The 26151-nt window shown below is 70.5% G+C and carries 29 protein-coding genes and 1 pseudogene; 14 read left to right on the forward strand and 16 right to left on the reverse strand.

Features of this window, described 5'->3' with window-relative positions:
• Window positions 1-89: 89 nt before the first annotated feature.
• Complete coding sequence (locus BJ964_RS35085; protein WP_188124646.1) at window positions 90-1454, forward strand: hypothetical protein; 1365 nt, start codon at window positions 90-92, stop codon at window positions 1452-1454.
• Window positions 1455-1502: 48 nt separating this feature from the next.
• On the opposite strand, the gene BJ964_RS35090 is transcribed toward BJ964_RS35085, so the two are convergent.
• Window positions 1503-2285: an oxygen-binding di-iron domain-containing protein gene (locus BJ964_RS35090; protein ID WP_188124647.1), complete on the reverse strand. Its 783-nt coding sequence runs from the start codon at window positions 2283-2285 to the stop codon at window positions 1503-1505.
• A 227-nt stretch (window positions 2286-2512) separates the two neighbouring features.
• Between BJ964_RS35090 and BJ964_RS35095 the strand changes: the two genes are divergently transcribed.
• From BJ964_RS35095 to BJ964_RS35115, 5 genes are all read left to right on the forward strand, one after another.
• A complete protein-coding gene (locus BJ964_RS35095) occupies window positions 2513-2653 on the forward strand; it encodes a hypothetical protein (RefSeq protein WP_194510799.1) in 141 nt (46 codons plus the stop codon).
• A 32-nt stretch (window positions 2654-2685) separates the two neighbouring features.
• Complete coding sequence (locus BJ964_RS35100) at window positions 2686-2934, forward strand: hypothetical protein (protein WP_188124648.1); 249 nt, start codon at window positions 2686-2688, stop codon at window positions 2932-2934.
• 442 nt (window positions 2935-3376) lie between these two features.
• A complete protein-coding gene (locus BJ964_RS35105; RefSeq protein ID WP_188124649.1) occupies window positions 3377-4405 on the forward strand; it encodes a tyrosine-type recombinase/integrase in 1029 nt (342 codons plus the stop codon).
• Window positions 4406-4665: 260 nt separating this feature from the next.
• Window positions 4666-4836 carry a hypothetical protein gene (locus BJ964_RS35110; RefSeq protein WP_188124650.1) on the forward strand — a complete coding sequence of 57 codons (171 nt, stop codon included), beginning with the start codon at window positions 4666-4668 and terminating at the stop codon, window positions 4834-4836.
• Between the two features lie 19 nt (window positions 4837-4855).
• A complete protein-coding gene (locus tag BJ964_RS35115; protein WP_188124651.1) occupies window positions 4856-5218 on the forward strand; it encodes a Tn3 family transposase in 363 nt (120 codons plus the stop codon).
• A gap of 536 nt (window positions 5219-5754) precedes the next feature.
• Here the strand turns inward: BJ964_RS35115 and BJ964_RS48580 are convergent.
• Together BJ964_RS48580 and BJ964_RS35120 are read right to left on the reverse strand one after the other, a co-directional pair.
• Window positions 5755-5934 (reverse strand): annotated as a pseudogene (locus BJ964_RS48580) (IS5/IS1182 family transposase); the annotation flags it as partial.
• A gap of 283 nt (window positions 5935-6217) precedes the next feature.
• A complete protein-coding gene (locus BJ964_RS35120; protein ID WP_188124652.1) occupies window positions 6218-7366 on the reverse strand; it encodes a serine hydrolase domain-containing protein in 1149 nt (382 codons plus the stop codon).
• 339 nt (window positions 7367-7705) lie between these two features.
• On the opposite strand from BJ964_RS35120, the gene BJ964_RS35125 reads away from it, so the two are divergent.
• Complete coding sequence (locus tag BJ964_RS35125; RefSeq protein ID WP_188124653.1) at window positions 7706-8560, forward strand: phosphotransferase; 855 nt, start codon at window positions 7706-7708, stop codon at window positions 8558-8560.
• Window positions 8561-8638: 78 nt separating this feature from the next.
• On the opposite strand, the gene BJ964_RS35130 is transcribed toward BJ964_RS35125, so the two are convergent.
• Window positions 8639-9349, reverse strand: a complete 711-nt coding sequence (locus tag BJ964_RS35130) for an MOSC domain-containing protein (RefSeq protein ID WP_188124654.1) — start codon at window positions 9347-9349, stop codon at window positions 8639-8641.
• Window positions 9350-9611: 262 nt separating this feature from the next.
• On the opposite strand from BJ964_RS35130, the gene BJ964_RS35135 reads away from it, so the two are divergent.
• Entirely contained in the window at window positions 9612-10169 is a 558-nt protein-coding gene (locus BJ964_RS35135; RefSeq protein ID WP_188124655.1) for a hypothetical protein, read from the forward strand.
• 13 nt (window positions 10170-10182) lie between these two features.
• Here BJ964_RS35135 and BJ964_RS35140 read toward each other — a convergent pair whose 3' ends face one another.
• The gene (locus BJ964_RS35140; protein WP_262480099.1) at window positions 10183-10662 is read right to left on the reverse strand and encodes an HAD domain-containing protein; all 480 of its coding nucleotides are present in this window, start codon (window positions 10660-10662) and stop codon (window positions 10183-10185) included.
• A gap of 222 nt (window positions 10663-10884) precedes the next feature.
• Between BJ964_RS35140 and BJ964_RS35145 the strand changes: the two genes are divergently transcribed.
• The gene (locus tag BJ964_RS35145) at window positions 10885-11991 is read left to right on the forward strand and encodes a DUF808 domain-containing protein (RefSeq protein WP_188124657.1); all 1107 of its coding nucleotides are present in this window, start codon (window positions 10885-10887) and stop codon (window positions 11989-11991) included.
• A gap of 61 nt (window positions 11992-12052) precedes the next feature.
• Here BJ964_RS35145 and BJ964_RS35150 read toward each other — a convergent pair whose 3' ends face one another.
• The 4 genes from BJ964_RS35150 to BJ964_RS35165 form a co-directional block, all read right to left on the reverse strand.
• A complete protein-coding gene (locus BJ964_RS35150; RefSeq protein ID WP_188124658.1) occupies window positions 12053-12469 on the reverse strand; it encodes a PIN domain-containing protein in 417 nt (138 codons plus the stop codon).
• Window positions 12466-12636: a hypothetical protein gene (locus BJ964_RS35155; protein WP_188124659.1), complete on the reverse strand. Its 171-nt coding sequence runs from the start codon at window positions 12634-12636 to the stop codon at window positions 12466-12468. The genes BJ964_RS35150 and BJ964_RS35155 overlap by 4 nt, the downstream gene beginning before the upstream one ends.
• Before the next feature lie 45 nt (window positions 12637-12681).
• Window positions 12682-13365: a dienelactone hydrolase family protein gene (locus BJ964_RS35160; RefSeq protein WP_188124660.1), complete on the reverse strand. Its 684-nt coding sequence runs from the start codon at window positions 13363-13365 to the stop codon at window positions 12682-12684.
• Window positions 13366-13492: 127 nt separating this feature from the next.
• The gene (locus tag BJ964_RS35165) at window positions 13493-13951 is read right to left on the reverse strand and encodes a hypothetical protein (RefSeq protein ID WP_188124661.1); all 459 of its coding nucleotides are present in this window, start codon (window positions 13949-13951) and stop codon (window positions 13493-13495) included.
• Window positions 13952-14047: 96 nt separating this feature from the next.
• Between BJ964_RS35165 and BJ964_RS35170 the strand changes: the two genes are divergently transcribed.
• Window positions 14048-15049 carry a PQQ-binding-like beta-propeller repeat protein gene (locus BJ964_RS35170; RefSeq protein WP_188124662.1) on the forward strand — a complete coding sequence of 334 codons (1002 nt, stop codon included), beginning with the start codon at window positions 14048-14050 and terminating at the stop codon, window positions 15047-15049.
• A complete protein-coding gene (locus BJ964_RS35175; RefSeq protein ID WP_188124663.1) occupies window positions 15043-16182 on the forward strand; it encodes a hypothetical protein in 1140 nt (379 codons plus the stop codon). The genes BJ964_RS35170 and BJ964_RS35175 overlap by 7 nt, the downstream gene beginning before the upstream one ends.
• Window positions 16183-16365: 183 nt before the next feature.
• On the opposite strand, the gene BJ964_RS35180 is transcribed toward BJ964_RS35175, so the two are convergent.
• Window positions 16366-17205, reverse strand: coding sequence for an RDD family protein (locus BJ964_RS35180; protein ID WP_229807260.1), 840 nt, complete (start codon window positions 17203-17205; stop codon window positions 16366-16368).
• A gap of 22 nt (window positions 17206-17227) precedes the next feature.
• Between BJ964_RS35180 and BJ964_RS35185 the strand changes: the two genes are divergently transcribed.
• The gene (locus tag BJ964_RS35185) at window positions 17228-18202 is read left to right on the forward strand and encodes a stage II sporulation protein M (RefSeq protein ID WP_188124664.1); all 975 of its coding nucleotides are present in this window, start codon (window positions 17228-17230) and stop codon (window positions 18200-18202) included.
• Here the strand turns inward: BJ964_RS35185 and BJ964_RS35190 are convergent.
• From BJ964_RS35190 to BJ964_RS35210, 5 genes are read right to left on the reverse strand one after another with little or no spacing between them, the layout of a single operon-like run.
• Window positions 18169-19485 (reverse strand): DUF58 domain-containing protein, encoded by a 1317-nt coding sequence (locus BJ964_RS35190; protein WP_188124665.1) that lies wholly within the window; start codon window positions 19483-19485, stop codon window positions 18169-18171. The two genes, BJ964_RS35185 and BJ964_RS35190, sit on opposite strands and share 34 nt — an antisense overlap.
• On the reverse strand, window positions 19485-20447 hold the full coding sequence (locus BJ964_RS35195; protein ID WP_188124666.1) for an AAA family ATPase: 963 nt from the start codon (window positions 20445-20447) through the stop codon (window positions 19485-19487). Before BJ964_RS35195 ends, BJ964_RS35190 begins: the two co-directional genes overlap by 1 nt.
• Complete coding sequence (locus BJ964_RS35200) at window positions 20444-21760, reverse strand: DUF4350 domain-containing protein (RefSeq protein ID WP_188124667.1); 1317 nt, start codon at window positions 21758-21760, stop codon at window positions 20444-20446. Before BJ964_RS35200 ends, BJ964_RS35195 begins: the two co-directional genes overlap by 4 nt.
• Window positions 21757-22353: a DUF4129 domain-containing protein gene (locus BJ964_RS35205; protein WP_188124668.1), complete on the reverse strand. Its 597-nt coding sequence runs from the start codon at window positions 22351-22353 to the stop codon at window positions 21757-21759. The genes BJ964_RS35200 and BJ964_RS35205 overlap by 4 nt, the downstream gene beginning before the upstream one ends.
• Window positions 22350-23159: a hypothetical protein gene (locus BJ964_RS35210; RefSeq protein ID WP_188124669.1), complete on the reverse strand. Its 810-nt coding sequence runs from the start codon at window positions 23157-23159 to the stop codon at window positions 22350-22352. The genes BJ964_RS35205 and BJ964_RS35210 overlap by 4 nt, the downstream gene beginning before the upstream one ends.
• 103 nt (window positions 23160-23262) lie before the next feature.
• Between BJ964_RS35210 and BJ964_RS35215 the strand changes: the two genes are divergently transcribed.
• A complete protein-coding gene (locus BJ964_RS35215; RefSeq protein WP_188124670.1) occupies window positions 23263-24144 on the forward strand; it encodes an LLM class flavin-dependent oxidoreductase in 882 nt (293 codons plus the stop codon).
• A gap of 131 nt (window positions 24145-24275) precedes the next feature.
• Here the strand turns inward: BJ964_RS35215 and BJ964_RS35220 are convergent, their stop codons facing one another.
• Complete coding sequence (locus BJ964_RS35220; protein WP_188124671.1) at window positions 24276-24611, reverse strand: hypothetical protein; 336 nt, start codon at window positions 24609-24611, stop codon at window positions 24276-24278.
• Between the two features lie 135 nt (window positions 24612-24746).
• Here BJ964_RS35220 and BJ964_RS35225 point away from each other — a divergent pair, with 135 nt between their 5' ends.
• The gene (locus BJ964_RS35225) at window positions 24747-26150 is read left to right on the forward strand and encodes a hypothetical protein (protein ID WP_188124672.1); all 1404 of its coding nucleotides are present in this window, start codon (window positions 24747-24749) and stop codon (window positions 26148-26150) included.
• Window position 26151 lies beyond the last annotated feature (1 nt).

A 26151-nucleotide genomic window follows, 5' to 3' on the forward strand; every position in this document is an offset into this window, starting at 1 on the left:
CATATCTTTCCGGTGCGGTGAGGGTGGCTAACGTGGTGCGGTGGCCGTGACCGTGTCATGGCGACCCGTAAACGACTGGAAGGTCCGTGATGAGTGACCGCACCGTCAGCGAGCCCGAGGCATCGGACGGTCCTGCCTGGCGGAAGTCGCTGGGCCTCTCGCTCGGCGAGCACAACGGCGTCAGCGGCATCCTGCCGCTGACGGTCGTCGTCGAGGAGATCACCGAGTGGGTCGAGCTCGCCAGTGGCATCGACGCGTGGAAGAAGGGCGCCAACCGCCAGTCTCTCCAACTGGATCTCGACGAGTCGGCGGGCGCAGTCGGCCCTGCCCTGAGCAGTCACATCGCTGGGCGGTTCACCGTTTTCCGGGCGGCCCTGAACCGGCTCTGCACGGCTGGCTCACCGGTGCTCTCCCAGTCACCCGGCACGCGTGAAGGCGCGGTCTGGACGGACCTACTCTCCACCGGGCGCGAGCTTCTCGAGCAACTCGACTCGGACGCCGCAGTGCACGCCAGCTGGGATGATCTGGTCGCGGCCGCGCGGGACCGGGCACAGGCACGGCGTGAGTATCGCCCCATCACCGAGCTGCTGTTTGACCAGCTCCGCCGCCGGGGCCTCAACCCGAAGTGGACCTTTCGTGAGCTCGTACGGATCGTCGCCTTCGACCAGGTCCGCGCTGGGGGTGACGATCCGTCCCTCGACCAGGGGCTCAGCCGGGCACGCGCCGTCGTCGGCACGCCGGCGCCGGTCGAACCGACTGTTGTCTGGCTGGGCTACCAAGGCCAGCTCCATATTCATCTGACCGCTGGCCGGGTGTCGTTCTACAGCGCGAACTGGGCCGTGCCGAACGCCCGCGACGGCGGACAGGACTTTCCCCACCGGGCGGAACTCACGGCATTGATCGAGGAAAATCCGATCTTCCGGGTCGCGGACCTCGCCGATGAGGAATCCGATGTCGACACCCTGGTACGGGTCGACCTCGGTGACACGGCGCCCGGTGACCCGGTCGCACGTGCCGCCGACATCGTCGACACGATCCTGACCGTGTCGATCCACTACGCCGGCGGGACCCGCCTGCAACTCGCCCAGTATGGTGTCGTCCGCTCGGGGCGGCCCGGTGCCTTCGGCCTCTACGGAGCGGGTATCACCGCTGACGCGGTCCAGCAGCACGGGCCACGGATCGCCGATGCGCTCGCGCGGGCGGAACTGCCCCGGTTCCTTGCAGCGGCTATCACCGTGCAGACGACAGCCGATCACCCCTTCTACGCCGTTCACCGCGAGGCGGGGTTTGCCGACGACCAACGCCGCCCGGCGCAGCAACCCGTAGGGACGTGTCGAATGCAAGGGGTACGGCTCAGCAGACGTCGGCGACGGCCATTCCTACGGTCAGCAGGGGTACCTGCGCCACGATCTCCCCGTGTGGGGCGGCGACGCTTCAGAAGTACCGCGGAATGATGTGACCGAAGGCGACTGCTACCGGCCACAGCCAACTGAAACACCGACTCAATCTGAACCGACAAGCTTGTGCTCCGGTAGCGGCTGACCCAGCAGCGGTGTCCCGCATCCGTAGCGCTCCTGGTAGATGTCCGCGACCATCCTGAGCAGGGTTGGGCAGTCCCCGGTGTAGGACGAACCGTGCATCACTGCGAGAGTGACGGGCTCAAGGTCGGCAAGGCGCCGGTAGGTTGCCGGCACCGCCGGGCCTAGCGATGTCTGGTGGAAGAGGTCCTCGGCGGCGATGATCGCTTCGAACGGAGCCTGGTCCGTCACGGGCGGTCCGTCGCCGAACTGGGTGCACAGGTCGCCAAGGAACAGTGTGCGAGTCTCCTGCTCGAACAACATGTGCGACTCCCAGTTGTGCGGTACGTGCGGCGTGGGTAGCGCGATCAGGCGCCGTTGCAGTGTGGCGCCGCCGATGTCGAGGATCTCCCCATCCGCCAGCGGCCGGGGATCTCGGTCGCAGAGGTCGTTGAGCGAAACCTGGCAGCCGAGATCGCCGTGGACAACCTGTGCATGCGGGGCGACGGCGAGGAAGTTGTTGACCGCGCCACACTCATCGGCCTCGACGTGCGCGAAGGAGATCCAGCGCAGGCGCTCCACCGGCATGATCCGTTCAATCGCCTCCTTCACCAGCGGGAAAAGTCGACGCATGCCGGTGTGATACAGCAGCGGCTCCTCGGCATCGACCAGGAATTGGTTGAAGGTGAAGCCTCCTGGGGCGATATCCGGGATGCACGTGGAGATTCGGTAGATCCGGTCGCTGATCTGGTCGACGCGTGTGCGCATGATTGTCTCCTCTCGTGCCTCAGCGTATGTGCTTCGCAGGCCGCCGACGCTGCTTCCGCGCGGTTCTCAAGCGCGGCCGGAACCAGCTCCGCTGCACGACCAAGTAGCTCGACTACATCCACCCGATGATTCTCCAACGGCGTCACCGGACCCTCTGAGCCAGACCCGGGTGTGGGGCAGTCGAAGACATCCGTCCACGAAACGAAACGGCAGGTCAAGAGGCAGACTTGAAGATCGAAGTCGAGATAAGCGCCGCGATCGTCGATCGGCTCACGTTCGGCGGCAACATTATCGAGACCGGCACCGACTCCTACCGTCTCGCCCAAACCCGCGCCCGCACCGAGAAGACCACCCGCACGCCGGCCTAACCACCCGCCGCCTGCGCTGCCGCGGAGGACCCATGGACCCAAGCGAACCCCACGACGACCTACTACCGACGATCCTCAGCATCTGCGAAGACTTCTTCGCCCACACCAGCCCAGCCGTCCACCGCGAGCTCGACACCCTCCTGAAAGCCCGAGCCATCAGCGGCGGCCCGGGCTGGCTGATCGACATGCTCGCGCTCACCCGGCTCCGCCTGCAAAACGCCGACGAACCCGCCCGGACCATGGCAGCGGATCAAAGTGCGGTCAAAACTCGCGGAGACTGATCACCAGCCGAACCGATCAACGGAGTCAAAACTCGCGAACCTCTGGTGTCGTTTGTCGCGAGCCTAATCAGCCGGCCGGTCACCTCCGCATACCCAGGTTCCGGCCAGCGCGAATCCCTGGCCGCAGCCACACCGCAGACTGCCCACCCCCGGGTAAGGCAGCGCCGGTTCCGGCGCTCCGCCGGTTAAAGTGAGCAGCCGTCCTCGTGCGTTCTTTCTAGATGTGCCAGATACAGTGAGCCCAACCGTCAAGATCGGGCTCACTGTATCTGGCAAACCCCAGGTGAGAGCTTTGATCATTTGCCACACCCACGGAGCCGGGACCGCCATCCCCGGATCCAGCAGCACGCCGGCCCCCGACCGGTTGCCGCTCCCTGCCGTGCCTGCAGAAAGCGGGGGCCTGACAGCGCGAGTCACCCGGATCGCGTCGCTGGTCGCCGGGATGCCTGCGCTGCCGGCCGACGACGGCAGCCGCTACAGCCCGCGCCGGCTCACCGTCGCCTGGCTCCTGGAAGCCGAATCCGTGCACACCGAACGCGCCCACGGCCGGGACCTGGAAGCGTTCCTGCACTGGTGCGACCGGGAACGCCTCGACCCGCTGAACGCCCGCCCCACCGACCTCGGCCAGTTCAAAGTCTGGCGGGAACTATCCGGCAGCACCGGCAAACCGGCCGCCGCCAGCACCGTCGCCCGCGCCCTGGCATCGGTATCAAGCTGGTACGCCCACCTGGTCGCCAACACCGACGGCGCGGTAACCCGCAACCCGGCCACCACGGTGAAACGGCCTGCGGTCAACCGGCACACCTCCACCACCGCGGGGCTGACCCTCGACGAGGTCGACGCGTTGCTCGCCGCCGCCGACGCCCAAGTCACCGCCCGTGCCGCGGCGGCCGGGCGGACCCCGACCGGACATGCCCACTATCTGGCCGCGCTGCGCGATCGAGCTCTACTGCGGCTGCTCGCCGACCTCGGCCTTCGCATCAGCGAAGCCCTCGACCGCGACCTCGGCGACCTGAGCCACAACGCCGGGCACCGCACCCTGCGCTTCATCGGCAAAGGCGGCATCGGCCGGGAACGGCCGCTGCCCGCGCACACCCTGCACGCCCTCGACGACTACCTCGACGCCCGCGCCGCCGCAGCCGCCATCAGCACCGACCGGCTCAGCGGTCCGCTGTTCGCGACCACCGGCCGCGCCGGGGACGGGCGGCTCGCCGAACCCAACGTGTTCCTGACCATCCGCCGGCTGGCGCGCGTGGCCGGCATCGGCGCCGCCGACCGGCTCTCACCGCACTCGCTGCGGCACGCCTTCGCCACCGGTGCCCGCGACGCCGGCGTGCCGCTGGAAGACGTCCAGGACGCCATGGGTCACGCCGACCCGCGCACCACCCGCCGCTACGACCGCGACCGGCACAACATCGACCGTGACCCCGCGTTCATCCTCGGCGCCCGCCGCGCCAGCCGCACCCGGTAACCGGGTGCCCTGCCCGACGACACACCTCCTGGGGTTGTAGCCGTCGCTCCTGCCGCCGGAGGTATTAGCGGACGTCGTGGAGCAGTCCTCCTAAGCGCGTAGGCAAAGGTTCTGCGCGTAACGGCCTCGGGCGGAACGCGCTCGGCTAGAGGGACATACCAACAGGAAAACCTCGTCGTGGGTTCGGCAAGTTTCCACACCAGACCGAACCCCGACGAGGTCACTGCCAGTATGCGCCCCGCGCACGTCTACACCCGGCGGTGAGCACCCTGGCCCGGCTGGTGGCGCAGGTCCGCGGGCAGGCCGCCGACCGGCTGCATGAGCGGCTGTCCGCTCTGGTGTCGGCCGAGCAAGCGCGCCTGCTGGAGCAGCTGCTCGACGTTTCGGAGAGCTCGCGGTTCTCGCAGCTGAACGGCTGCGGACGCCGGTGACCAGGACGTCGGGCACGGCATGGTACGGGCGTTGCAGCGGGCCGGCGAGGTCACCGGGCTCGGGCTCAGCGGGCTGGATGTCGGGGTGGTGCCGCTACGGCGGGTGTGGGAGCTGGCCCGGTACGGGCTGGAGGCAAAGGCGCCGACGCTGCGCCGGCACCCGTACCCGCGGAAGCTGGCCACCCTCCTGGCGACGGTGCGGGCGCTGGAGGCGCGCCTCACGCAGCTCGGCGAGGCCTTGGCCGGCTACGGCCGGATCTTCAAGACCCTGCACGTGCTGACCTTCGTCGACGACGAACCGTACCGGCGCCAGATCAAGGGCATACGCAACCTCAACGAGGGCCGCGCCTCTATGTTGACCATCGATGTCAGGCGATGGTGATGAGGGGCGATTTCTTACTGCTGGCCAGGAACGGACGGCCCGATGGCTCCGCCTATACGACTAGGGCCAGCTCGGAACGTTTGAATGACGCCGTGCCGGCGGCTTGGGCTGGCGTCGCGATGAGGATCGGCAGGGCGATGGCCAGAGTCGCCGTCACGGCGGCCGTGGCCAGGAACCGTCGTACCTTCATACAAACCTCCGTAGCGGGAGATGCGCTTACATCTCAAAGCGCACTTAAGTCATGTAGAGCCTAAACCACTCCAGGGCGCGCAGCCGAAACGACGGCTACCCGCCCCTTCTGATAGTTCACGGAAGCCAGTCAGAGTGCCGTGGAGCACGCAGTGTGCGCTCAACTCGGGGCGTACGGGTCCGGGCGGGGGTACTGGGGCGGCGCGCCATCATGGGGGCTGACCGGCCAGGTCGAAGTGGTTGCCGGTGGCCCATTCGCCTCGCGTTCGCCGCGAGCCGGCGGGGCCAGTCCAGGCCGATCGCGTCGTCGTAGAAGAGCTGGTCGCCGCCGCCGTCCTCGGAGCCGGGCCACACGGCGCCTTCGTGATCGCACCGTCGGCACTGACATCGGCCAGATCAAGGCCGATCATCCGGTCGTAGGCGTCCAAGGCCAGTTCGTACACCCGCTCACCGAGACCGGCATCGGCCCAGGACCGCAGACGGCGGCGGATCGTCCGGTCCGAACACGAATCCGACGCGACACGTTCACAGCGCAACAACGTACGACGATTCATTCCGCCGCGGCAGACGTCACGCCAAGATCGCTTGTAGCGCTAACCGCTTTACCGATCTTCCTCAACCCCGCGACCAGCCTTACCGCCAATTTTCACAAGATCGTCAGTCGAGGGCCGTGTCCACTCGGAGCTCCCCCGACTCAAGATCATCATTAGCGTTACCTTCCGTTCCGATGTTCCTCAACCCCGGAAGCGCGATCGGAAGGGGAAGCCTGAGATTGAGTCTTCCAGGCCGGGAGCGATGGGCGGCGATCCCTCAGCTGTCGGCTGGCCCGCCGCCTCGGGCGAGGGCCTCCCAGGCGGCGGAGATGGGTGCGAAGGCGCGCATGTCGCCGGTTCGGCCGTCTCCCATCTTGTTCATGGCGTAGGCGTAGGTTGCGCGCGCATCCATGTCGATGATGGTCAGCGAACCACCCGCGCCGCCCCAGAACAGGGTGTTGGGGTTGGGCATGAAGTCGCCCCCGACCGCGAAGCCGAGCCCGAAGCGGACGGGTATGCCGAGGATGAGGTCCGGGCCCTCGATCTGGACCCGCAGGGCGCTGCGGCACGTCGCCTCGGACAGGAAGCGCCGGCCCTGGGCGACACCGCCGTTGGCGAGGATGGTGTGAACCTGGGCGACGGAGCGCGCGTTTCCGGTGCCGCCGCCGGCGGGTATCTCGGCGGCGCGCCACGCCCGTGAGTTGACCACCGACGCGTCGAGCCGCGGGTTGTGCGCCGCGTTGTCCTGCAGCTCTGTCACGTCGGCGGAGAAGGGCTCCTGCTCGGGCGGGATCAGCTCGGCGACCCGGGATTCCTCGGACGCCGCCAGTCCGATATGGAAGTCGGCGCCGAGCGGCTCGGCGATCTCCTCCCGGAACACCGTGCCCAGCGACCGGCCGGTGATCCGCCGCACGACCTCACCGATCAGGAACCCCTGGGTGACCACGTGGTAGCCGGATGCGGTACCGGGCTTCCAGAACGGCTCCTGGGCCGCCAGCAACGCGGTCGCCTTCTCCCAGTCGTAGAGATCCTCGGGCCGCAACGGCTCACGCCAGCCGCACAGCCCCGCGGAGTGGCTCATCACCTGGGCGACCGTGACCTCGTGCTTGCCGTTGACGGCGAACTGCGGCCAGTACCGCGCCACCGGCGCGTCGAAGTCGAGTTCGCCGCGGTCGGCGATCAGCAGTGCGGTCAGGGCCGCCATGGTTTTGGTGGTCGAGAATACGTTGACGATCGTGTCCCGCTCCCAGACCCGGGTGCGTGCCGCGTCGGAGTACCCACCGAAGAGGTCGGCGACCGTCTCACCGTCGACCGTGGCGCAGAAGCTGGCACCCACCTCGGCGCCGTCGGTGAAGTTCTTCACGAACGCGGCGCGAACGCCCGCCATGTCCTCACGGACGAATCCCCGCACGTCCCCGTCAGCCATCGCCATCCCCCGGAAATCGGACGAACAGCATCAGTCTCCGCTGTGGTCTTTTGCCAGACAACGCATTTGTCGGCCGCACGGGACGACGTGTCCCCGGCCGTTCGGCAACCAACCGAAACCGGAGGTCCGTCCAGGCCCCGAGGGGCGCACGTTCATGCCGCGATCCGGTACGCCAAAGCCCGGGACGGCGTCCCGGGCGGAGGCGCATTCAAGGCATCGTCGATTCCGAACGTCTGCCGGCGTCTGGGCTTACGATGCCGTGTGACGTTTACACCTCGGACCGCGTGGGCCGGTGCGCCGGAAGCAGTGCGGTCGGCAGTCGCGGGGGCGCTCGGGAGCGTGATCGTCGGCCATACGGACCTGCACGGTGGCATGTCGCCCGGCCCCGCCGCGGGTTTGCGCCTCGCCGACGGGCGGCGGGTTTTCGTCAAGGCCGTGTCCGCTGAGGTGCGGGCGCACAACCACCGGATGATCGCGCAGGAGTCCGCGGTCCTCGACGTTCTACCGATGTCGGTGCCGGCGCCTCGGCGCCTGGCCACTGTCGAGCACGGGCCGTGGATCGCCATGGCCACCACCTGGGCCGCCGGTGAGACCGCCGAACTGTGGACGGACGCGTCGATCGCCGCCGTCGCGGAGGCGTGCCGGACGGCGAGCGGACATCCGGCACCGGGCGCCCTGCCGCCGGTGGCCGAGCGCGTCTTCGACTTCGACGGCTGGGCGCGGTTGCTCGAGATCGGTCCGGGCGGCGTGTGGGAGGCGGCCTACGTGGAACCGGCGGCCGAGGTGGTGGCGGGATGGGAGCGCTGGACGGCCGGCGATGCGCTGGTGCACCGGGATGTCCGCCTCGACAACACAACGGTCGCCGCGGGCCGGCGGACGGCGGTGTTGCTCGACTGGGCGTACGCGGCCGCCGGCGCGCCCTGGATCGATCTCGCCCAGCTGGCGGCGGACGTGGTCGCCACCGGGCACTCCCTCGGGCCGCGGGCGGCCACGGATGCGGCGTACCGGCTGCTGCGGACGCTGCCGCCCGAGGCGTCGCGCTTCGTCGTGGGGCTGGCCGGCATGTGGACCATTCGGGCCGCGACGGTTCCGGACACCTTCAATCCGAGTATCTCCGCCTGGCGGCGCGCGCGATCGGCCGCCTTACAACCCTTGGTCGCCCGGCTGATCGCCGACCTTCGCGGCTCCGTCTGACGGGAAACGGGACGGCAGAGTCGCGCTGACCCGCGGCGCTTCATCGGGTACGGCGGTGGCGCTCACCCCGTACCGTGGTCATGTTTTCTCCCATGAGCAGGTGTCGCCGAGGGTGACGCGGCCCGGCTGCTCGACCGTCGCGAACACGCCGAAGGTCAGGCTGTGATGGCGGGCCAGCGTCTTGAGCAGGTCGTTGCGGCGGGCCGCCCCGTCCTGTGCCATGTCGATCATCACGCAGCGGGTGAGCTTCCGGACCGGCCGTAGGACGAGTTGGGGGCCGATGCGCAGCAGGCCGCCCGGCCAGTCCTCCTCGGGGAAGCCGGTGCCGGGAAGGTCGATCAGGAGATTGGCCCGGAACCGTAGCGGGTCGATCTCCCGGCCGTTCGTCTCGGCGCCGGCCAACTCGGTCAGGCGGCGCAGCGCGGCCGTGGTGATGAGGCTGACCGGGCCCTCGTCGTGATGCGGGACGGCATCCTCGGGGGTGAGGGTCACCGTCCTGGTGAGCAGTTCGCTGACGGCCCGGTGCCCGTCCGGGTCGTCGGCCGCGAAACGGCGGCCGTCGGGCAGTTCGACGATCGGGGCCTGCCGGGCCGTGTGTGCCCGCAGAGCGAACAGGCCCGGCATCCGGCGGAACCGGCGGGTGTCCTTGCCGCTGCCGAACTTGCCGTCCGGATCGCGTACCGCCCACAGCCGGTCGCCGGTGATACCGCGCTCGCCCACGTCGGCGGCTGACACCGTCTCCCCGAGCAGCGACTTGACCGGATAGCGGCGGATCTCGGCGACTTTCATACGCCCACAGTAGAAAGGCTGTCAGCGCAGCAATGCTCGAATGAATTCCAAGCCTGGTGGTCATGGCCGACGGCTCACAACAGGGGACCAAGTGCTGTTGTCCGCGTTCTCAGATGCCCCACCCGGCGCTCCGGCAAGAAGCGAAACGGTATGCACGGTAACCCCAGAAACAGGCCAGTTGCGGTATTTTCGACGTGCTTTGAATAGGGCGTGATATTTTGACCGAAAAGGTAAGTATTTATATCGCTCCTAGGAGCCGGAAATGCGCGCAACACTCGACAAGTTGATTTCAGCAGGCGGACTGATCCTGGCGGTTGGCCTTCTCATCGCCGGTGGTCTTCTCACCTACGCGTACACCTACATCGGAAACGAAGTGGAAGCCCAGCTCAGCGCCCAGGACATCACGATGCCCGAAGGTGCGGCCCTGGAGAAGCTCTCGCCAGCCGATCAGGAGGCGCTCAAGCCGTTCGCCGGCAGTCCGATGGACACCGGCCCGGAGGCCAAGGCGTACGCCGACCACTACATCAAGGCGCACTTGGACGCGATGTCCGGAGGCCGGACGTACTCCGAGGTCAGCGGCGAGTATGTCGCCATGACCCCGGAGCAGAAGGCCACCCCGGAAGGCCAGAAGCTCGGCGAGCTGCGCATCAGTCTGTTCCAGGGCAACACACTGCGCGGCCTGCTGCTCTACGGCGCCGCGTTCGCAACGATGGGCACCATCGCCGGATACGCGGCGATCGCCGCGTTCGTCGGCGCGGTGCTCCTGCTGATCCTCGGGATCCTGGGCCTGCTCCACGCACGGCGTCAGCCACAAGGATGAGAGACATCGCACGCTAAAAGGGGGGTCCGGCGCCGCGCAACCAGTGCTTGACGCGGGTGAAGTCGTCCTCGGTCAGGCCGGTGAACGGGTCGACCCGGTGCAGCAGGGCCGGGCCGGGGTGGTGGTCGGCGGCCCAGCGGCGGTCGATGTCGGTGAGTTCGTCGTCGAGCCAGACGAACGGGCGGCCGGCGGCCCACGCGGTGAGTGGCCGGGTCTTCCAGTGCAGGCCGTCGCCGGGCAGGTCGTCGTCGGGGAACGGGACGACCGGCAGCGGCGGCAGCCCGATCCGCGGCGCGACCAGCTCGTTCGCGGTCTCCATCCAGGTGGTGGCCCACATCAGGACGCCGCCGAGGGCGAGCAGGCGGCGACCGTCGGCCGGATCCAGGCGGTGGATCAGCGGATGGCCGGAGGGATCCGGCGGCGGGGCGGTGACGGTGACGCCGGGGCGGTGACGGAACGGAATCAGCGGGCCGTCGACATCGAGAAAGATCAGCGGGCGGTGGTTCACTCCCGGAAAACTACCCGGGAGGCGGACCAGCCGGCCGGGAACCCGAAACCGGACATCAGGAGATGCCGGTGATGTTTCGGCGGGACGGGTTCGACGCGGCGCGTTTCGGGGCATCGGCCGGAAGACATGGAGGGCGGTCATGCGCCGCCGGTGGCCCTGAACGAGAATGAGGCTGCACATACGGTTGCCGATTCGGGAGGACTTTCCTTGAGCGCTGGACTCGCGGCCCTGTTGGATGATGTGGCGGTCCTGGCTCGTGCGGCCGCCGCGTCGATCGACGACGTGGGGCTCGCTGCCGCGAAGGCCGGCACGAAAGCCGCCGGTGTGGTCATCGACGACACGGCCGTCACCCCACAGTACGTGCGTGGTCTTGCCGCCGAGCGTGAGATCCCGATCGTCAAGCGCATCGCCCTGGGCTCGCTGCGCAACAAGTTCCTGATCATCCTGCCGGTGATCCTGGTGCTCAGCCAGTTCCTGCCGGGACTGCTGACGCCGCTGCTGATGGTCGGTGGCGCCTACCTGTGTTACGAGGGCGCCGAGAAGGTCTGGGAGCGGATCGCCCACCACGACGAACACGCCGAGCAGGAGGCTCAGCCGGACGAGAAGACGCTGATCTCGGGCGCCATCCGTACCGATCTGATCCTGTCGGCGGAGATCATGGTGATCTCGCTGAACGAGGTCGCCCACGAGACGTTCTGGAACCGGCTGATCATCCTGTCGGTCGTCGCGGTGATCATGACGGTGCTCGTGTACGGCGTGGTCGGCCTGATCGTGAAGATGGACGACGCCGGTCTGATGCTGGCCGAGCGGCCCGGCAAGGCGACCGCCAAGTTCGGTCGCGGCCTCGTGAAAGCGATGCCGAAGGTGCTGACCGCGCTGACCGTCATCGGCACCGTGGCGATGCTGTGGGTCGGCGGTCACATCCTGCTGGCCGGCATCGACGAGTTGGGCTTCCATCCGCTGTACGAGTCCGTCCACCACATGGAGGAGGCCGCCCACGACGCGACCGGCGCCCTCGGTGGTGTGGTCGGCTGGCTGGTCAACACCCTCGCCAGCGCGGTCGTCGGCCTGATCGTGGGCGCGCTGATCGTGCTGTTCATGAGCCTGACGTTCCACCGCAAGTCGCACGGCGCCGCGGAGGGGAAGCACGAGCCCTCCGCGACCGCGGAAGCCGCAAGCGAGCAGCCCGTGGCCCCGGCGGAATCCAAGGCCGAGGCGGACGCCGAAATCGAGACCGAACTGGTGGCACCGGCACCGAGCGTGGCCGAGGTCAAGACCGAGGACGAGACCGGTACGGGCAGTAAGCAGCCATAAGCACGAAAACGGCCCGGGAGGCCCTCCGTGAGGGTGGCGTCCCGGGCCGTTTCTCGTCTGTTCAGTTCAGCGAATGGACTGCGACCTCATGGCCGCCGTATGCCTCCGGCACCGTCGTGCCGATCGCCGCGCTCAGCATCTTTGCCTCGTAGAGCACCTGTGCGGTCATCAAAGGGCCGATGAGTGGAGCCTGCACCGGGTGGTTCCGAAGGCGGGGCCCCGCAATGCGGCCTACCTCAATGGCGACGGGCGCGGACAGGTCGAGAATCCGCAGGGCCGGCACACTCAGCACGTGGTACCAGTGGTCTGATGCCGCGCCGATCACCGCCTGCGCCTCGGCGATGGCCAGCGTCGGCACGACGACGAAATAGCCGTCGTCGGACGCCTCGTCGAGCACCTGCATGACACCTGGATGACCGGAGAAGAGTTCGACCAGGGCGGATGCGTCAAGGATCCGTGGCGGGCGAAACTCGATCATGCGGCACGGCGCCGACGACGCTCGATGATGGCTCGCACCTCGGCGTCGGCGCGGTCCGATGCTTCCCGGAAGGCCCGCTCCTCCTCTGGGGTGAACGTCCGCTCCGGAATGCCGAGCATTTCGCAGATGATCTGGCTGGGACGCCGTTGGGGCTCGTCGTCGGGCATGGCAGAAGCCTAACGACACCAGCTCTGACGGCACATGCCCGGAATTCACCCTTGCGGGTGAGTCAACAGGTGGCGGCTGAAGAAGGCGACCTGCGCGTCGAGTTCCTGGTCTGGCAGCGGATCGGAGTGCCTGCCGGGGTGGGCATGCAGGGACTTCTCGGGCGCGCCGAAGGCGTCGAACAGGGTGAGGGAGCTGTCGCGGGGGATCCGTTCGTCGTCCCAGGCGATCACGAACCGGACCGCGACGCTGATCCGGGCGGCCGTGGCGGCGTTGGCGGAGCCGCCACCCAGGCCGAGGACGGCGGCGCGGACCCGCGGCTCGGCGGCCACGAACGGCACACCCAGGCCGCAGCCCAGCGACACACCCCAGTAGCCGACTCGTTCGGCGCCGAGGTGGTCGAGCACGGCCCGCCATTCGCCGACGGTCTGCCGGGACACCTCGTCCTGGAACGCGGCGATCGCCACGGCCAGGTTCTCGCCCGCGTCGACGCGGGCGCGCATGGCGGTGGCCTTGCGGTCGAGATCGGCATCGTACGGGCGGTCGCCGTGATTGGGAACGTCGGCCGACACCACGGTGAAACCGGCGGCGGTGAACCGGCCGGCGTAGCGCACGATCTCGGGGGCGGTCTTGTGCTCGCCGCCGCCGTGACCGATGAAGATCAGCGGGCCGGCGGGGCCGTCCGGGGTCCAGACGACAGCGGGCACGTCGTTGACGGTGAAGTGTCGCATGAGCGATCGATGCCTTTCGGGATGCCGTAAACGGGCACTCCCTACGCCATCCCCGGCCGGGAGTCCCGATCTGTCACTGCGTTGATCGGTCTCACCTCCTCGGGTCGCATCGGCGCTCGGGAATCTATCACGCGAGCGCGGTGCCGCAGACCGCGCATGTGTAGTCGTCGTCCTTGATCAGGTTGAGGTGCCCGCACACCGGGCAGTGCCCGAACACGAACGTGCTGGTGAACCCGCCCGGATGGGGCAGCCCGGCGGCGTCGAGGGCGGCCGCCACCGCGGGCCAGCAGGACGGGTCCGGGCAGTAGCCGGTGGACTGGTTGGTCACCTCGACGACCCGGCCGGACGGGTCGAAGCCGATCTCCCCGGCGGCCAGGACGTCCGCTCCGGCCGCGCAGGCCACATGTTCGCTGCGGCGCGGCGCCACCCGCAGCACGCCGTCGGTGGTGACCACATAGGTGAACAGCGGATCCCGGTGGTCGGCGCCGGAGTACCAGGCGGTGAAGTCGGCGCGCGAGCGGATCGGCCGGCCCGCGGGGAAGGCTCGGGCCGCGATGTCCGCCGGGCCTATATACCGGTACGGCACGACGGCTCCAAAGGCGCGGCGACCGGCCGGATGCGGGACATGGCCGCCATTGAAGCACCGGGACCCGGTTTGGCGAACGTAAATATTCTCGGCGGGATGGATGACGAGGTGGAAGTGGTGTGCGGGCCGCGGACGCGGCGGCCGTATGTGAGCGACACGCTGCTGACGCCGTTGCCGTGGCCGGTGCGGTTCCTGGTGGCCGCGGACGGCGCCGGCCCGGTGTACGCGGTGGGCGCCGAGGGAATGGCGGCCGTCGACCTGAACCGCCGGGTGCGGTGGACCCGGCCGGTCGAGGATGTGCTGGATCGTCCCCGGGCGGCCCCGGACGGCACCGTGTGGACCACACCCGGGTTGCACGAGACCGGCCCGGACGGGGTGCCGCGGCGGCGTCTCGAGCTGCCCCGGGAGCCGGGCGCGCTGATCACCGGGTTTCTCCTGCTGGCGGACGGGTTCGTGGTGACGTGGCAGCCGTCGGCCGAGCGGCACTTCGCCCGGGTGGAGCGGCTGGATCCCGCGGGCCGCATCGTGTGGGCGGTGACGCCGCCCCGGGTCGAGGGCCTGTCGCGGGAGCCCGAGTGGAGGCGGATGATTCCGCGAAGGTCCGGATCTTTCCTACTGGCCTCCGGGGACCGGATGCTGGTTCACTACGTCGACACTCACCGGACCGGGGTGGCGGTGCTGTTCTGCCTGGACCTGGGTTCCGGGGAGCTGGTGTGGGCGAGACCGGCCGCCCGGCAGCCGGTGATCACCGGGCCGGGGGAGTTCGAGACGGATCCCGGCGACGGCCGGGTCCTGGTCAGTGGGAAGGGGCAGCGCGAGGTGGTGACGGGCGTCGACGACGCGGTGCTGTGCGCGGACGGCACGATCGTGGAACGGTCCGACTGGCAGGTGCGGGCGCTCACGCCCGGGCTGCCGGCCCGGCGGGCCGGGCGGTACGACGACCGGCGTTTCCCCAGCCGGATGCTGGTCCTCGACGACCGGATCGCCGTCTGCGGGCCGGAAGGGGTCCTGTTCCTGCCGACGCCCGGTCTGGCCAGGGCCGCGGACGGGCTGTGGACGTGTGCCGAGGGCAATCTCCGGGGCAACCCGGCATGCTGAGCGCGTGGGGCATGCTGACCGGGCTGATGGACGCGGCGGTCGCGGACATCGCGGGGATCGCCGCGGACGGGCGGCATTTCGACCGGCAGCGCATCGTCCAGCTTGCCGACATCTGGGACAACAACACGTCGAACGTGTTCGGGGTGGCCCGGATCCGGCCTCGCTGGCTGCGGGAACGGTCTGCCCGTAAGGCGCTGCGGTGGATGGCCGACATGGGCGAGGCCCGGCGGGCGTGGATGATCGGGCACGGCGGGGAGCCGATGCGGCGGCTGCTCGACGGGATCGGCCCGGATCCGTTGTACTTCCGCGACTACGCCGACCGGGTGGTGCCGTCGCGGCTGCCGCTGGCCGCCGCCGGGCTGGACACCGACTACGACCTGGACGCGGCGGTGGTGCGGGCCTTCGCCCTGGAGCGGCGGGGGCGCGAGCTGGGCGGTCATCTCACCCTGCAGACCCCGCGACGGTACGCCGACGGCGTCGCCGAGCTCACGGTGCATGTCGACGGGGTACGCGCGGCGCGGCTGACCAGCACGGACCGCGGCGGGCTGGGGATCGCGGGCGACGCTGAGCTGCGGGTGGGCAAGGCCGGCCTGGTGCGCGCCACCGCGGCGACGGTGACCCTGGACGACCGGATGTGGCACCGGTCCCGGGCGGGGCTGCTCGCGGACGCGCTGATACCCCGGCGGGATCCCCGGAGGCGGCGGGCGCCGCTGGTGCTGCTGCCGGTGAGTGAGGCGGCGTGGGCGGCGGCCCGGTGTTTCCACGAGGTGATGCTCCAGATTCGACAGGTGCGTGATGCCGAGGGTGTCGGCCGGGTTCCGCTGGCCGGGTTGTGTGCGGCGGTGGCCGGTGCGGGGTCGCGGGTGCGGGCGGCCGCCGACCTGCCCCGGTCCCGGCAGGAGCGGGCCTACCGGGAGATGGCCGAGCGGTGGCGGCCCCCGGCCCAGGTCGGCGAGGGTGCCGGCGGTCTGCCGGGCGATGCGTGGCTGACGCTGGCGAGTTACCGCGCGGGCCAGATCGTCACGAACTTCGCCCGGCCCCACGAGGACGGCTGGCGGGTCGGGGCGTCGGCGTGGACCGCGGCGGGCCGGTTCACCGTGTCCTGGACGGGCGAGCGCCTGACGATCGGCTGATCCGGGGCCGGCTCGTCCGCCGCGCCGGTGCCGGCGAGCTGCCTCTTGCGCGGGGCAGAGCGGGTAGCCCGTACAGGATCGGGGTGGAAAGAGGGCGACCGGCCGCCGAGCCGGCGCCGGAGCCCCGGAGGAGACGGTGACCGGCCGCGGAGCCGGCGCCGGAAGGCCAAGGCCGCGAAACGGTCAGCGGCGGCTGTTGGTGGGCAGCTGGCCGAAGCCGGGCAGGACGCGCTGGGTGACCGTGCGGGTGGCGGCGAGTTGCGCGGCGGAGCGGCGGCGGCGTTCGGCGAGGACGGCGACCAGGAACAGCCAGGGGGCGGTGCCGGGCGGCGGGTCCGGGGAGACCTTCTGCTTGACCTCGTGGAACAGGCTCTGGCCGAGGATCGCGCGGTGCGGTTCGGCGAACTGGTGGGAGCGGGCGGCGAACTGGCGGACCGCTTCGGCGAGGGCGTCGTCGACGGCGGACAGGTCGGCGGTGGAGGCCCATCCGCTCAGGCCGGCCGGCATGCCGGGGACGATGTTCCACGGGACGGGGCGGCGTTCGTGCACGACCAGGGTGCCGGCGGCGAGGTCGCCGAGGCGGCGGCCGCGCCGGGAGGCGATCATCGTGCTGATGCTGCCGGCCCAGGTGACGTAGGGGATGAGCAGGCCGGGCCATTCGATGGACAGGCCGATCAGGGCGCGGGTGAAGGCGTGCCTCGCGCGGATCGGGCCGCCGTCCTCGCGGATGACGCGCAGGCCCATGGTGGCCTTGCCGATGCTGCGGCCGTTGCTGATCGTCTCGGCGAAGGTGGGGTAGCCGACCGCGACGATGGCGATGACGATCCACCGGCCGGTCTCCGGAAGCAGCGTGTCCTCCGGCAGGAACTCGGTCACGATCAGCCAGAACGTCGTCAGGATGCCGACCAGGATGGCCTGCACGATGATGTCGAACGTCAGGGCGATGGCGCGGGATCCGAGCCGGGCGGGCCGCACGTCGATCTCGACGGCTTCGGCGGTGGTGAGCACCCGCACAGTCAACACGATCGACGTTTAAGGTGCGAGGGTGGATCTGGATGCGTACGTGGCCGAGCACGGCGGTGAGTGGCGCCGGCTCGAGGTGCTGGTCACCCAGCGGAGGCTGAACCCGGCCGAAGCCGACGAACTGGTGCTTCTGTATCAGCGGGCGGCCACCCATTTGTCGATCGTGCGCAGCCGTACGCCGGACGCCGTGGTGCTGGCCGACCTGTCGCGCCTGGTGCTCGCCGGGCGGGCCGCGATCAGCCGGCGGCAGCGGCTGTCGTGGCGGCCGGTCGCCGGCTTCGTGACGACGCGGTTCCCGGCGGCGCTGTACCGTACCCGGTGGTGGTGGATCACCGTGACAATGATCATGATGACGGCCGGGTGGGCGCTGATCAGCTACGTGTCGCAGCGGCCGGACCTGATCGCCACCTACTTCGGGCAGCGGCCGGACGAGGCGGCGCTGGTCGACAACTTCGTCACCTACTACAGCGAGTACCGGGCGGAGACGTTCTTCTCCGCGGTGTGGGTCAACAACGCCATGCTGACCGCCCAGTGCCTGGCGTCGGGGGTGCTGATCCTGCCGGTGTTCTACCTGCTGGCCAGCAACCTGATCGCGATCGGCATGATGGGCGCCGCGATGGTCGAGGCCGGGGCCGGCGACATCTACCTGGTCTACATCGCACCGCACGGGTTCCTGGAGCTGACCAGCGTGTTCATCGGCGGGGCGGTGGGCTTGCGGATCGGCTGGTCGTGGATCGCGCCGGGGCCGTTGCTGAGCCGCCGCCAGTCGCTGGTGCACTGGGCGAAGGAGGGCATGATCGTCGCGGTGGGGCTGGTCGGGGTGCTGCTGGTCGCCGGGTTGCTGGAGGCGTACGTGACCCCGTCGCCGCTGCCGCCCATGGTGCGGGTCGGCATCGGCGCCGGGCTGTGGGGGCTGTTCCTGGCGTACGCGCTGGTCCGGGGCCGGGCGGCCCACCTGGAGGGTCAGAGCCGCCCGGACGCCTTGAGCAGCAGGTAGACGTCGGCGACGCGGGCGGCGAAGTCGCCCGCGTCCGCGTCGACCACGGTCGCCCCGGAGTGGGCGAGCACGTCACGGACCCGGTCGCGTTCGGCGAGCACCCGGTGCGCGGCCGCCGCCTGGTGCACGTCGGTGGCGCTGGCGTCGGCCGGGAGTTCGGCGAGCCGGGTGACGATCGGGTCGCGGACGCCCGCCACGATCACCTTGTGGCGGGTGGCGAGCTTGGGCAGGATCGGCAGCAGCCCGGCGATCATCGGTGCGGTGTCCAGCGCCGTGAAGATCACCAGGAGGGCGCGTTTGCGGTCGCGGCGCAGCATCTCCTGGCCGAGCAGGGTGAAGTCGGTCTCGGCGAGTTCCGGGTGCAGCGACGCCATGCCGTTGATGAGCCGGCCGAGTTTGGAACGGTGGCCGCCGCCCTCGACGCGGGCCCGGACGGCGGCGTCCAGGGCGAGCAGGTCGACCCGGTCGTCGGCGCGGGTGGCGAGCACGCTGAGCAGCAGGGCGGCGTCGATGCAGGCGTCCAGGCGGGGTGCGTCGCCGATGCGGACCGCGCTGGTACGGCCGGTGTCCAGCACGCAGAACACCCGCCGGTCGCGTTCCGGGCGCCAGGTGCGTACCACCACGTCGTGGGCGCGGGCGCTGGCCCGCCAGTCGATCGACCGGACGTCGTCGCCGATCACGTACTCGCGCAGGTTGTCGAACTCGGTGCCGTGGCCGCGCCCGCGGGTGACCGCCGACCCGTCGACCACCCGCAGCCGGGCCAGTTTCTCCGGCAGGATCCGCCGGGACGGGAAACGCGGCAGCACCCGCAGCGTCCACGGTGGGGTCAGCTTCTCGTTCCACCCCTGGCGGCGCTGTCGGTAGGCGAGCCCGAGCGGCCCCGACGAGCGCAGCGTGACCCGGACCGCGGGCCGGTCGCCGTGCCGGGTCGGGGTCAGCACGGTGGCGACCGTCTTGGCCGCTTTCGGGGTGAGGGTGAGCCGGTGGTACAGCGGGGCGGCGCCGGCCGACGGCACCCAGCTGTCGCGCAGCCGCAGCCGGACCGTACGCCGGCTCGTGTTGGCGACGGTCAGCGTGACCGTGGCGGAGCCGCCCAGCCACACGGTCCGTTCACCGGCCCGCTCCAGGCGGATCCCGGTCAGCGGGCCGGCCGCGGCCGCGTCGAGCAGGGCCAGCAGCAGCGCGAACCCGAACACCGCGGCCAGCGCCAGCCACGGCTGCGGCAGCAGGACCGGCGCGGGCAGGCCCAAGGCGAGCAGCAGCGCGAAGCGCCTGGTGACCATCAGCGGGGCGCCGGGACCGCGGCCAGGACGGTGGCGAGCACACCCTCGACGGTGGCGCCGTCGAGTTCGGCGTCGGCGCGCAGCCGGACCCGGTGCCGCAGGGTGGGTACGGCGAACGCCTTCACGTCGTCGGGGACGACGTAGTCGCGGCCGTTGAGCCAGGCGTTCGCCTTCGACACCGCGAGCAGGGCGGTCGCGCCACGCGGGGAGGCGCCGAGTTCCAGGGCCGGGGCGGTACGGGTGGCCCGGCACAGGTCGACGATGTAGGCGATCACCGGGTCGGCGACGGCGACGCGCTGGACGGCGTACCGGCCGGAGATCAGGTCGGCGGGCCCGGCCACCGGCTGGATGCCGACCGATTTCAGGTCCCGCGGGTCGAAGCCGCGGTGGTGGGCGCGCAGGATGTTGAGCTCCTCGTCGCGCTGCGGCAGCGGCACCGACAGTTTCAGCAGGAACCGGTCGAGCTGGGCCTCGGGCAGCGGGTAGGTGCCCTCGTACTCGATCGGGTTCTGGGTGGCGGCGACCAGGAACGGCTGCGGCAGTGGCCGCGGGTTGCCGTCGATGGTGACCTGCCGTTCCTCCATCGCCTCCAGCAGCGCGGCCTGGGTCTTCGGCGGCGTCCGGTTGATCTCGTCGGCGAGCAGCAGGTTGGTGAAGACCGGCCCGGCCCGGAAGTTGAACGCGGCACTGTGCGCGTCGTAGATCAGTGAGCCGGTGACGTCGCCGGGCATCAGGTCGGGGGTGAACTGGACCCGTTTGGTGTCCAGGTCCAGTGCGGTCGACAGGGCCCGGATCAGCAGCGTCTTCGCGACACCGGGTACGCCTTCGAGCAGCACGTGGCCGCCGCACAGCAGCGCCACCAGGACCCCGTTGACCACCGCGTCCTGGCCGACGACGGCTTTGCCGACCTCGGCGCGCAGCCGGCTCAGCGCCTCGCGCGCGTGCGGGGAATCGGTTGTCACGAGGGGTCTCCTTCTTCGGGGTGGGTTCCGGTCACGTCGCGGACCAGGCCTTGCAGCAGGGTGGCGGCCTCGACCAGGTCGCTGTTGGACTCCGGCGGATCGCGGTCGAGGATGTCGCGGACGTACCGGACCGGCAGGCCGGCGGCGTGGGCGATCTGCTCGGTGCCGGCGTCCGCCGGCAGGTTGAGGTGGGTGGTGAGCCGGCGCCGGGTGGCGTCGCGCAGCACCAGCATCGACTCGTCGCGGGCCCGGGCGATGGCGTAGAGGCGGGCGTGGCCGAGCATCGTCTCGTTCGCCGGGACCTGTGAGGGCAGCGGTTCGGCGACCGGGGCGCCGAGGCGGCGGGCGGCCGCGACGGCCAGCGCGATCAGGATGAGCACCAGCAGCAGCAGGGTGGCCCAGAACGTGGACGGCAGCGAGTTGAGCAACGGGTCGTCGCGCAGCGAACTGCCGCCCCCGGCGCTGCTGTCGCCCTCGCCTTCCCCGTCGCCTTCGCCTTCCGCTTCGCCCTGGCCGTCGCCCTCGCCCGGTTCGCCGTAGCCGCCGTCACCGTCGCCGTAGTAGTCGTCGTCGTAGTAGTCGTCGGTGGCGTCGGGGTCCGGCGTGTACTCGAACGTCGGCTGGGTGGGCGGCGGTGTCGTCGGGGTGACGTCCGGCTCGTGCACGTCCAGCCACACCACCCGGGTGTCGCGCGACAGCAGCCCGACGGCGAGCGGGGCGTTGCCGTGCTCGGCGATCCGGTCGTCGCGGAACGGGTCGGGGGAGCCGGCCACCGTCACGAACAGGCCGTTGTGGCTGAACGACACCAGTCCGCCGGCGTAGCAGGTGGTGCCGACGTCGGCCTGGTACTCGGTGCGCAGCACGGCGGCCGGGCCGGCGGCCGCGGCGACCGGGTCGGCGCAGCCGGGGTCGGTGACCGTGCTGGTCCAGTGGCTGCCCTCGACCGTGACCGGCCAGTCGATGCGGCGCAGTGTCAGCTCGGACGGGGCGACCGCGACGATGTTCGTGCCGCGCGGCAGTTTCCGCAGCTCGGGCAGGTCGGCCAGGTCGGGGGTGGAGAGGAACAGGGTGGCCCGGCCGGCCTTGGTGACGGCGCTGACGGCCTGCTCGGTGGTGGTGGCTCGCTCGACGGTGACGCCCTCGGCGACCAGGCGTTCGGCCAGGGTGCCGCCGCTGATCTGCTGGACGTGCACCGGCGTCAGGTATTCGGGGTCGTCGGGGTCGGGTTGTTCGACGGCGTGCACGATCAGGGTGCCGGTGACCGCGGCGGTCAGCAGCCCGAACGGGATCGCGACCCGCATCCAGCGTTTCATCGGTCGGCTCCCGGTCCGGGTTGCAGGGCGGCGCGCACCTCGGCGGTCATCTCCCGCATCTTCTCGTCCTCGCCGCGGCCGGCCGGGCGGTGGCCGTACCAGATCTCGGAGAACAGGCCGGTGGCGCCGGTCAGCGGGGGGCTGAGTCGCGGGCGGCCGGTGCTCGCGGCGGTGGTCAGTTCGGCGGCGGTGGTGCCGGGTTCGGGGTCGATCACGCCGGCGCGGGTGAGGTCGGCGACGGTGTCGCGCAGGCGTTCGCGGATGGCTTCGGCGTAGCGGCCCTCGGAGGCCAGCCGGTCAGCCGTCGACTGCCGTACCAGAGCCGGGGCTTTTGTTTCTTTGCGCTTCTTATCTGCTTTGGCCGATTTGAGAACGGGTTCCTTCTTCTTCCCGTGCTTCGCCTTCTTCTTGCGGCGCCACCGCTTCCAGCTCGGCTTTTTCCAGGTGAATCGGGGCAACCGCCACGACACCCACGCCGGATGCCAGTACCAGAGCGCCGCGACCAGGCCGGTCACCGCGAGCAGGATCAACAGCATCAGGCCGGGCGGGATCACCTCGAAGACCCGGCCCAGGAACTCGTCGTACCCTCTCATCGCTTGGCCACCACCAGTGCCGCCGTCCCGTCCTCGCCGCGGCTGCGGGCCCGGCCCACCGCGATGTCCAGCCCTTCGGTACGAATCCGTGTCTCCGCCACCAGCACCGCGTCCAGGCAGGCCAGCGCCGCGTAGGCGATCGTGTTGGCGAACGCCCACGCGGCCGGCACCGCCCACACCATCCACGTCTGCGACCCCGGGATCGTGCCCAGCGTCTCGGCGACCGCCGTCCAGCCGGTGCCCAGCGCGAACCGGATCGCCAGCCACACGCCGTAGCCGAGCAGCCGCAACCCACCGGCGCGCATCCCGGCCCGGGTCGACAGGGCCGCGGACCGGCCGACGGCGATCATCGGGTTCCGGGCCCGTTCGAACGTGAGCACGGCCGGGGCCAGCCCGAACAGCGCCCAGATCAGGATCAGCCCGAGGAAGCCGCCGAACGTGGCCGCGTACGCCACGGCGCCCAGCACGAGGGCGAGCGGGATCGCCGCCAGCGGCCGGTAGCGGCGCCAGACCTCGAAGTGCGAGACCGTCCGGCCGAGCAGCGCCGGGCCGGCGGCGGCGCCCGCGTACGCGCCGAGCAGCGCGATCACGAACGCCTCCATGGCGAACCCGGCGGAGATCATCATCCACCAGGGCAGGGACGGCTCGTCCGGCCAGTAGATCGGCGGGTCCAGATCCAGCATCGCCCGCCAGACGAACAGCACCGCCTGCTCGAGAATCGCCAGGGGCGCGGCCACGGCGAGCAGCGGCAGTGCCCGCTGCCGAAGCAGCGCCACCGCGGCGTCCAGGGTCTCGCCCCCGGTCATCGCCCTCATGGGAACGATTGCCGTCTCCCCGTTCGCCCGCATGGCGGGCATCCTAGGTGAACCGCGCCGCCACCCGTACGGGTGGTCTGGCAAGGTTTCGATCATGCGACTCTCGATCTGGCCCAGCGCGTCCCAGCCGTACGCCGGCATCCTGGAGGTGGCCCGGCATGCGGCCGACACCGGCTGGGACGGCGTCTACATCGCCGACCACTTCATGCCGAACCTGCCGATCGGCCAACGGCCCGAAACTCCGATGCTGGAGGCCGGTTCGCTGGCCGCCGCCCTGGGCGCGGCGATCCCGCGGGTGCGCATCGGCACGCTCGTCTACGGCAACACCTACCGGCATCCGGCGGTGCTGGCGAACATGGCCGCCACCGTCGACCACATCACCGGCGGCCGGTTCGTCTTCGGTGTCGGCGCCGGCTGGCAGGTCAACGAACACCACCAGTACGGCATCGACCTGCCCCCGGTGAAACAGCTGCTGGACCGGTTCGTCGAGGCGTTGCAGGTGTGGCACGGCCTGCTGCGCACCCCGACCACCGACTTCACCGGCGAGTACTACCAGCTCACCGGCGCGGTCTGCGAACCCAAGCCGGTCCAGGACCCGTTGCCCATCCTGATCGGCGCCAAGGGCGAGAAACGGATGCTCAAGGTCGTCGCCGAATACGCCGACCTGTGGAACACGTGGGGCCTGCCGGACACGATCGCCCACAAGTCGCGGATCCTCGACGAGCACTGCGCCACCGTCGGCCGCGACCCTCGCGCGATCGGCCGGACCGCGCAGGCGCTGGTCGTCGCCGACGGCCCGCTGCCGCAGCACCTGCCGGTCCCGGTCTACGGCGGCTCCGCCTCCGAGATCGCCCGCACCGTCGACGGCTACCGCGCGATCGGCCTCGACGAGCTGATCATCCCGGACGGCCTGCTCGGCACGGGCGCCGAGCGGCTCAAGGCCCTCGACACCATCCAGGCCGTCGTGCGTTCCTAAAACCTTTCTCCGGTACGGGCTACGCGAACCCGCCGTACAAGATTCGCGATCGTCTGCCCGGCGGGCCTTGTGCCGCGCCCGCCGGGCAGACCTGCCACGCGAGCTCACCCCGAACGAAAGTCGTGCGCTGATCAGCCCCGGGCGGTCCAGGTGGACAGCCACGTGGTCAGGGCGGTGTGGTCGGCCAGGCGGAAGTCGCCGTGCGGGTCCCAGCGGATCCAGTCCGGACTCAGCAGGCCCAGGGTGACCAGGGGACGGCTGTCGACGTCGTGGAGTTCGAGCCACAGGTCGGGCCACTGCATCCAGTCCATCACGTCAGCGTGCGGGTCGGCGCGCAGGGCCTCGACCAGTGAGGTCACGGCCTCGTAGCGGGTGAGGTCGGCGAGTGGGGTGGACGGATCGGTCAGGACGCGGACGCGGCCGGTGTCGCGGATCAGGTGGGCGAGGTCGGCTGCGGTCGGGTGCATTCGATCATGGTGGCAGGCCTGGACCACCGATTCGCGCCGGTGGGCGCGCCGCGGCCCGCCGGTGGCAGGTGCTCGCGGGTCTGGTCCCGGTAGAGCGCGTAGCCCGTACCGGAAAGGGTTTGCTTAGATCGGCGGGTGACGATCAAAAGCCGGGTGCGCCGCGCCTATCGGGCCGGTACGCGCCTGGATCTGGCCGGCCGGACCGTGGAGGCGGCGTTTCTGGCCGGGCTGTTGCGGGGGCCGGGCCGCCTGGATCTGGCCAATGCGCGGATCACCGGCGCCCTGGATCTGACCGGCATGCGGATCGAGGCGCCGGTCCGGTTGCGGCGGTGTGTGTTCGAGCGGGAGTTGTGCCTGGATCACGCCGAGCTGTTGTCGGTGAACCTGGACGAGTGTGTGCTGCCCGGGATCGAGGCCGACGGGCTGCGGGTGGCGGGTGACTTCGCGGGCCGGGATCTGAGCGTCGGTGGCGACATCTGGATGTTGCCGGCCCGTATCGACGGGACCGTGGAGCTGGATCGCAGTGTCGTGCAGGGTTCGGTCTATCTGCAGCGGGCCGAGGTCGGCGGCGGTGTGATCATCCGGGACGCGACGGTCGGGCAGGGGTTGCGGCTGGCCGGTTCCCGGGTCGGCGGGAACGTGGATCTGACCAGGTCGAGGTGTGGTGCGGCGGCGGACACCGGGGCGGCCGTCAATGCCGGCGGGATGGTGGTCGGGGGTGGGTTCTTCAGCCACGATCTGGTCGCTGACGGCGAGGTCAACCTGATCGGTGCCCGGGTGGCCGGCAGTATCACGTTGCAGCGGGCGGTGCTGCGCGGCCGTGCGGGCCGGCATGCGCTGCTGCTGATCGAGACGCAGGCGCGGATGCTGACGTTGCGGCCGGCGGCGGAGTCGACGGGGACGATCAGTCTGCGTGACGCCCGGGTGGGGCGGCTGGTCGACGATCCGGTGAACTGGCCTAGCGGTTGCCGGGTGGAGCTGGACGGGCTCACCTATGAGCGGTTGACCCGCCGGTCGGAGGATGTGGACGGGTGGACGGCCGGGCAGCGTCTGGACTGGATGGCGCGGTTCACGACGGGGGCCGCGCTGGGGCCGTACGACCAGTTGGCGGCGGCGTTGCGGCGCGACGGCCGGGAGCAGGAGGCCCGGCAGGTGCTGGTGGTGCGCGAACGGCTGCGGCACCGGGCGAAGGGCCGGCTGGGCGCGCTGTGGGGTGCGGTGCAGAACGTGACGATCGGGTTCGGTTACCGGCCGGGCCGGGCGCTGTTGTGGCTGCTGGCGGTGGTGGCGGCGAGTACCGGCTGGTTCGCCTGGTCGGGTCCGTTGCGGGCGGTGAAGCCGGACGAGTCGCCGACCTGGGATCCGTTCCTGTACAGCGTGGATGTGCTGGTGCCGCTGGTGGATCTGGGTCATGACAAGGCGTGGGATCCGGTCGGCGTGGACAAGGCGGTGACGCTGGCGGTGATGGCGGCCGGCTGGATCCTGGCGACCACCGTGGTGGCCGGTGCGGGCCGGGCGATCAACCGCGGCGGCCAGTAGG

Source organism: Actinoplanes lobatus (assembly GCF_014205215.1).
Classification (GTDB): Bacteria; Actinomycetota; Actinomycetes; order Mycobacteriales; family Micromonosporaceae; genus Actinoplanes; species Actinoplanes lobatus.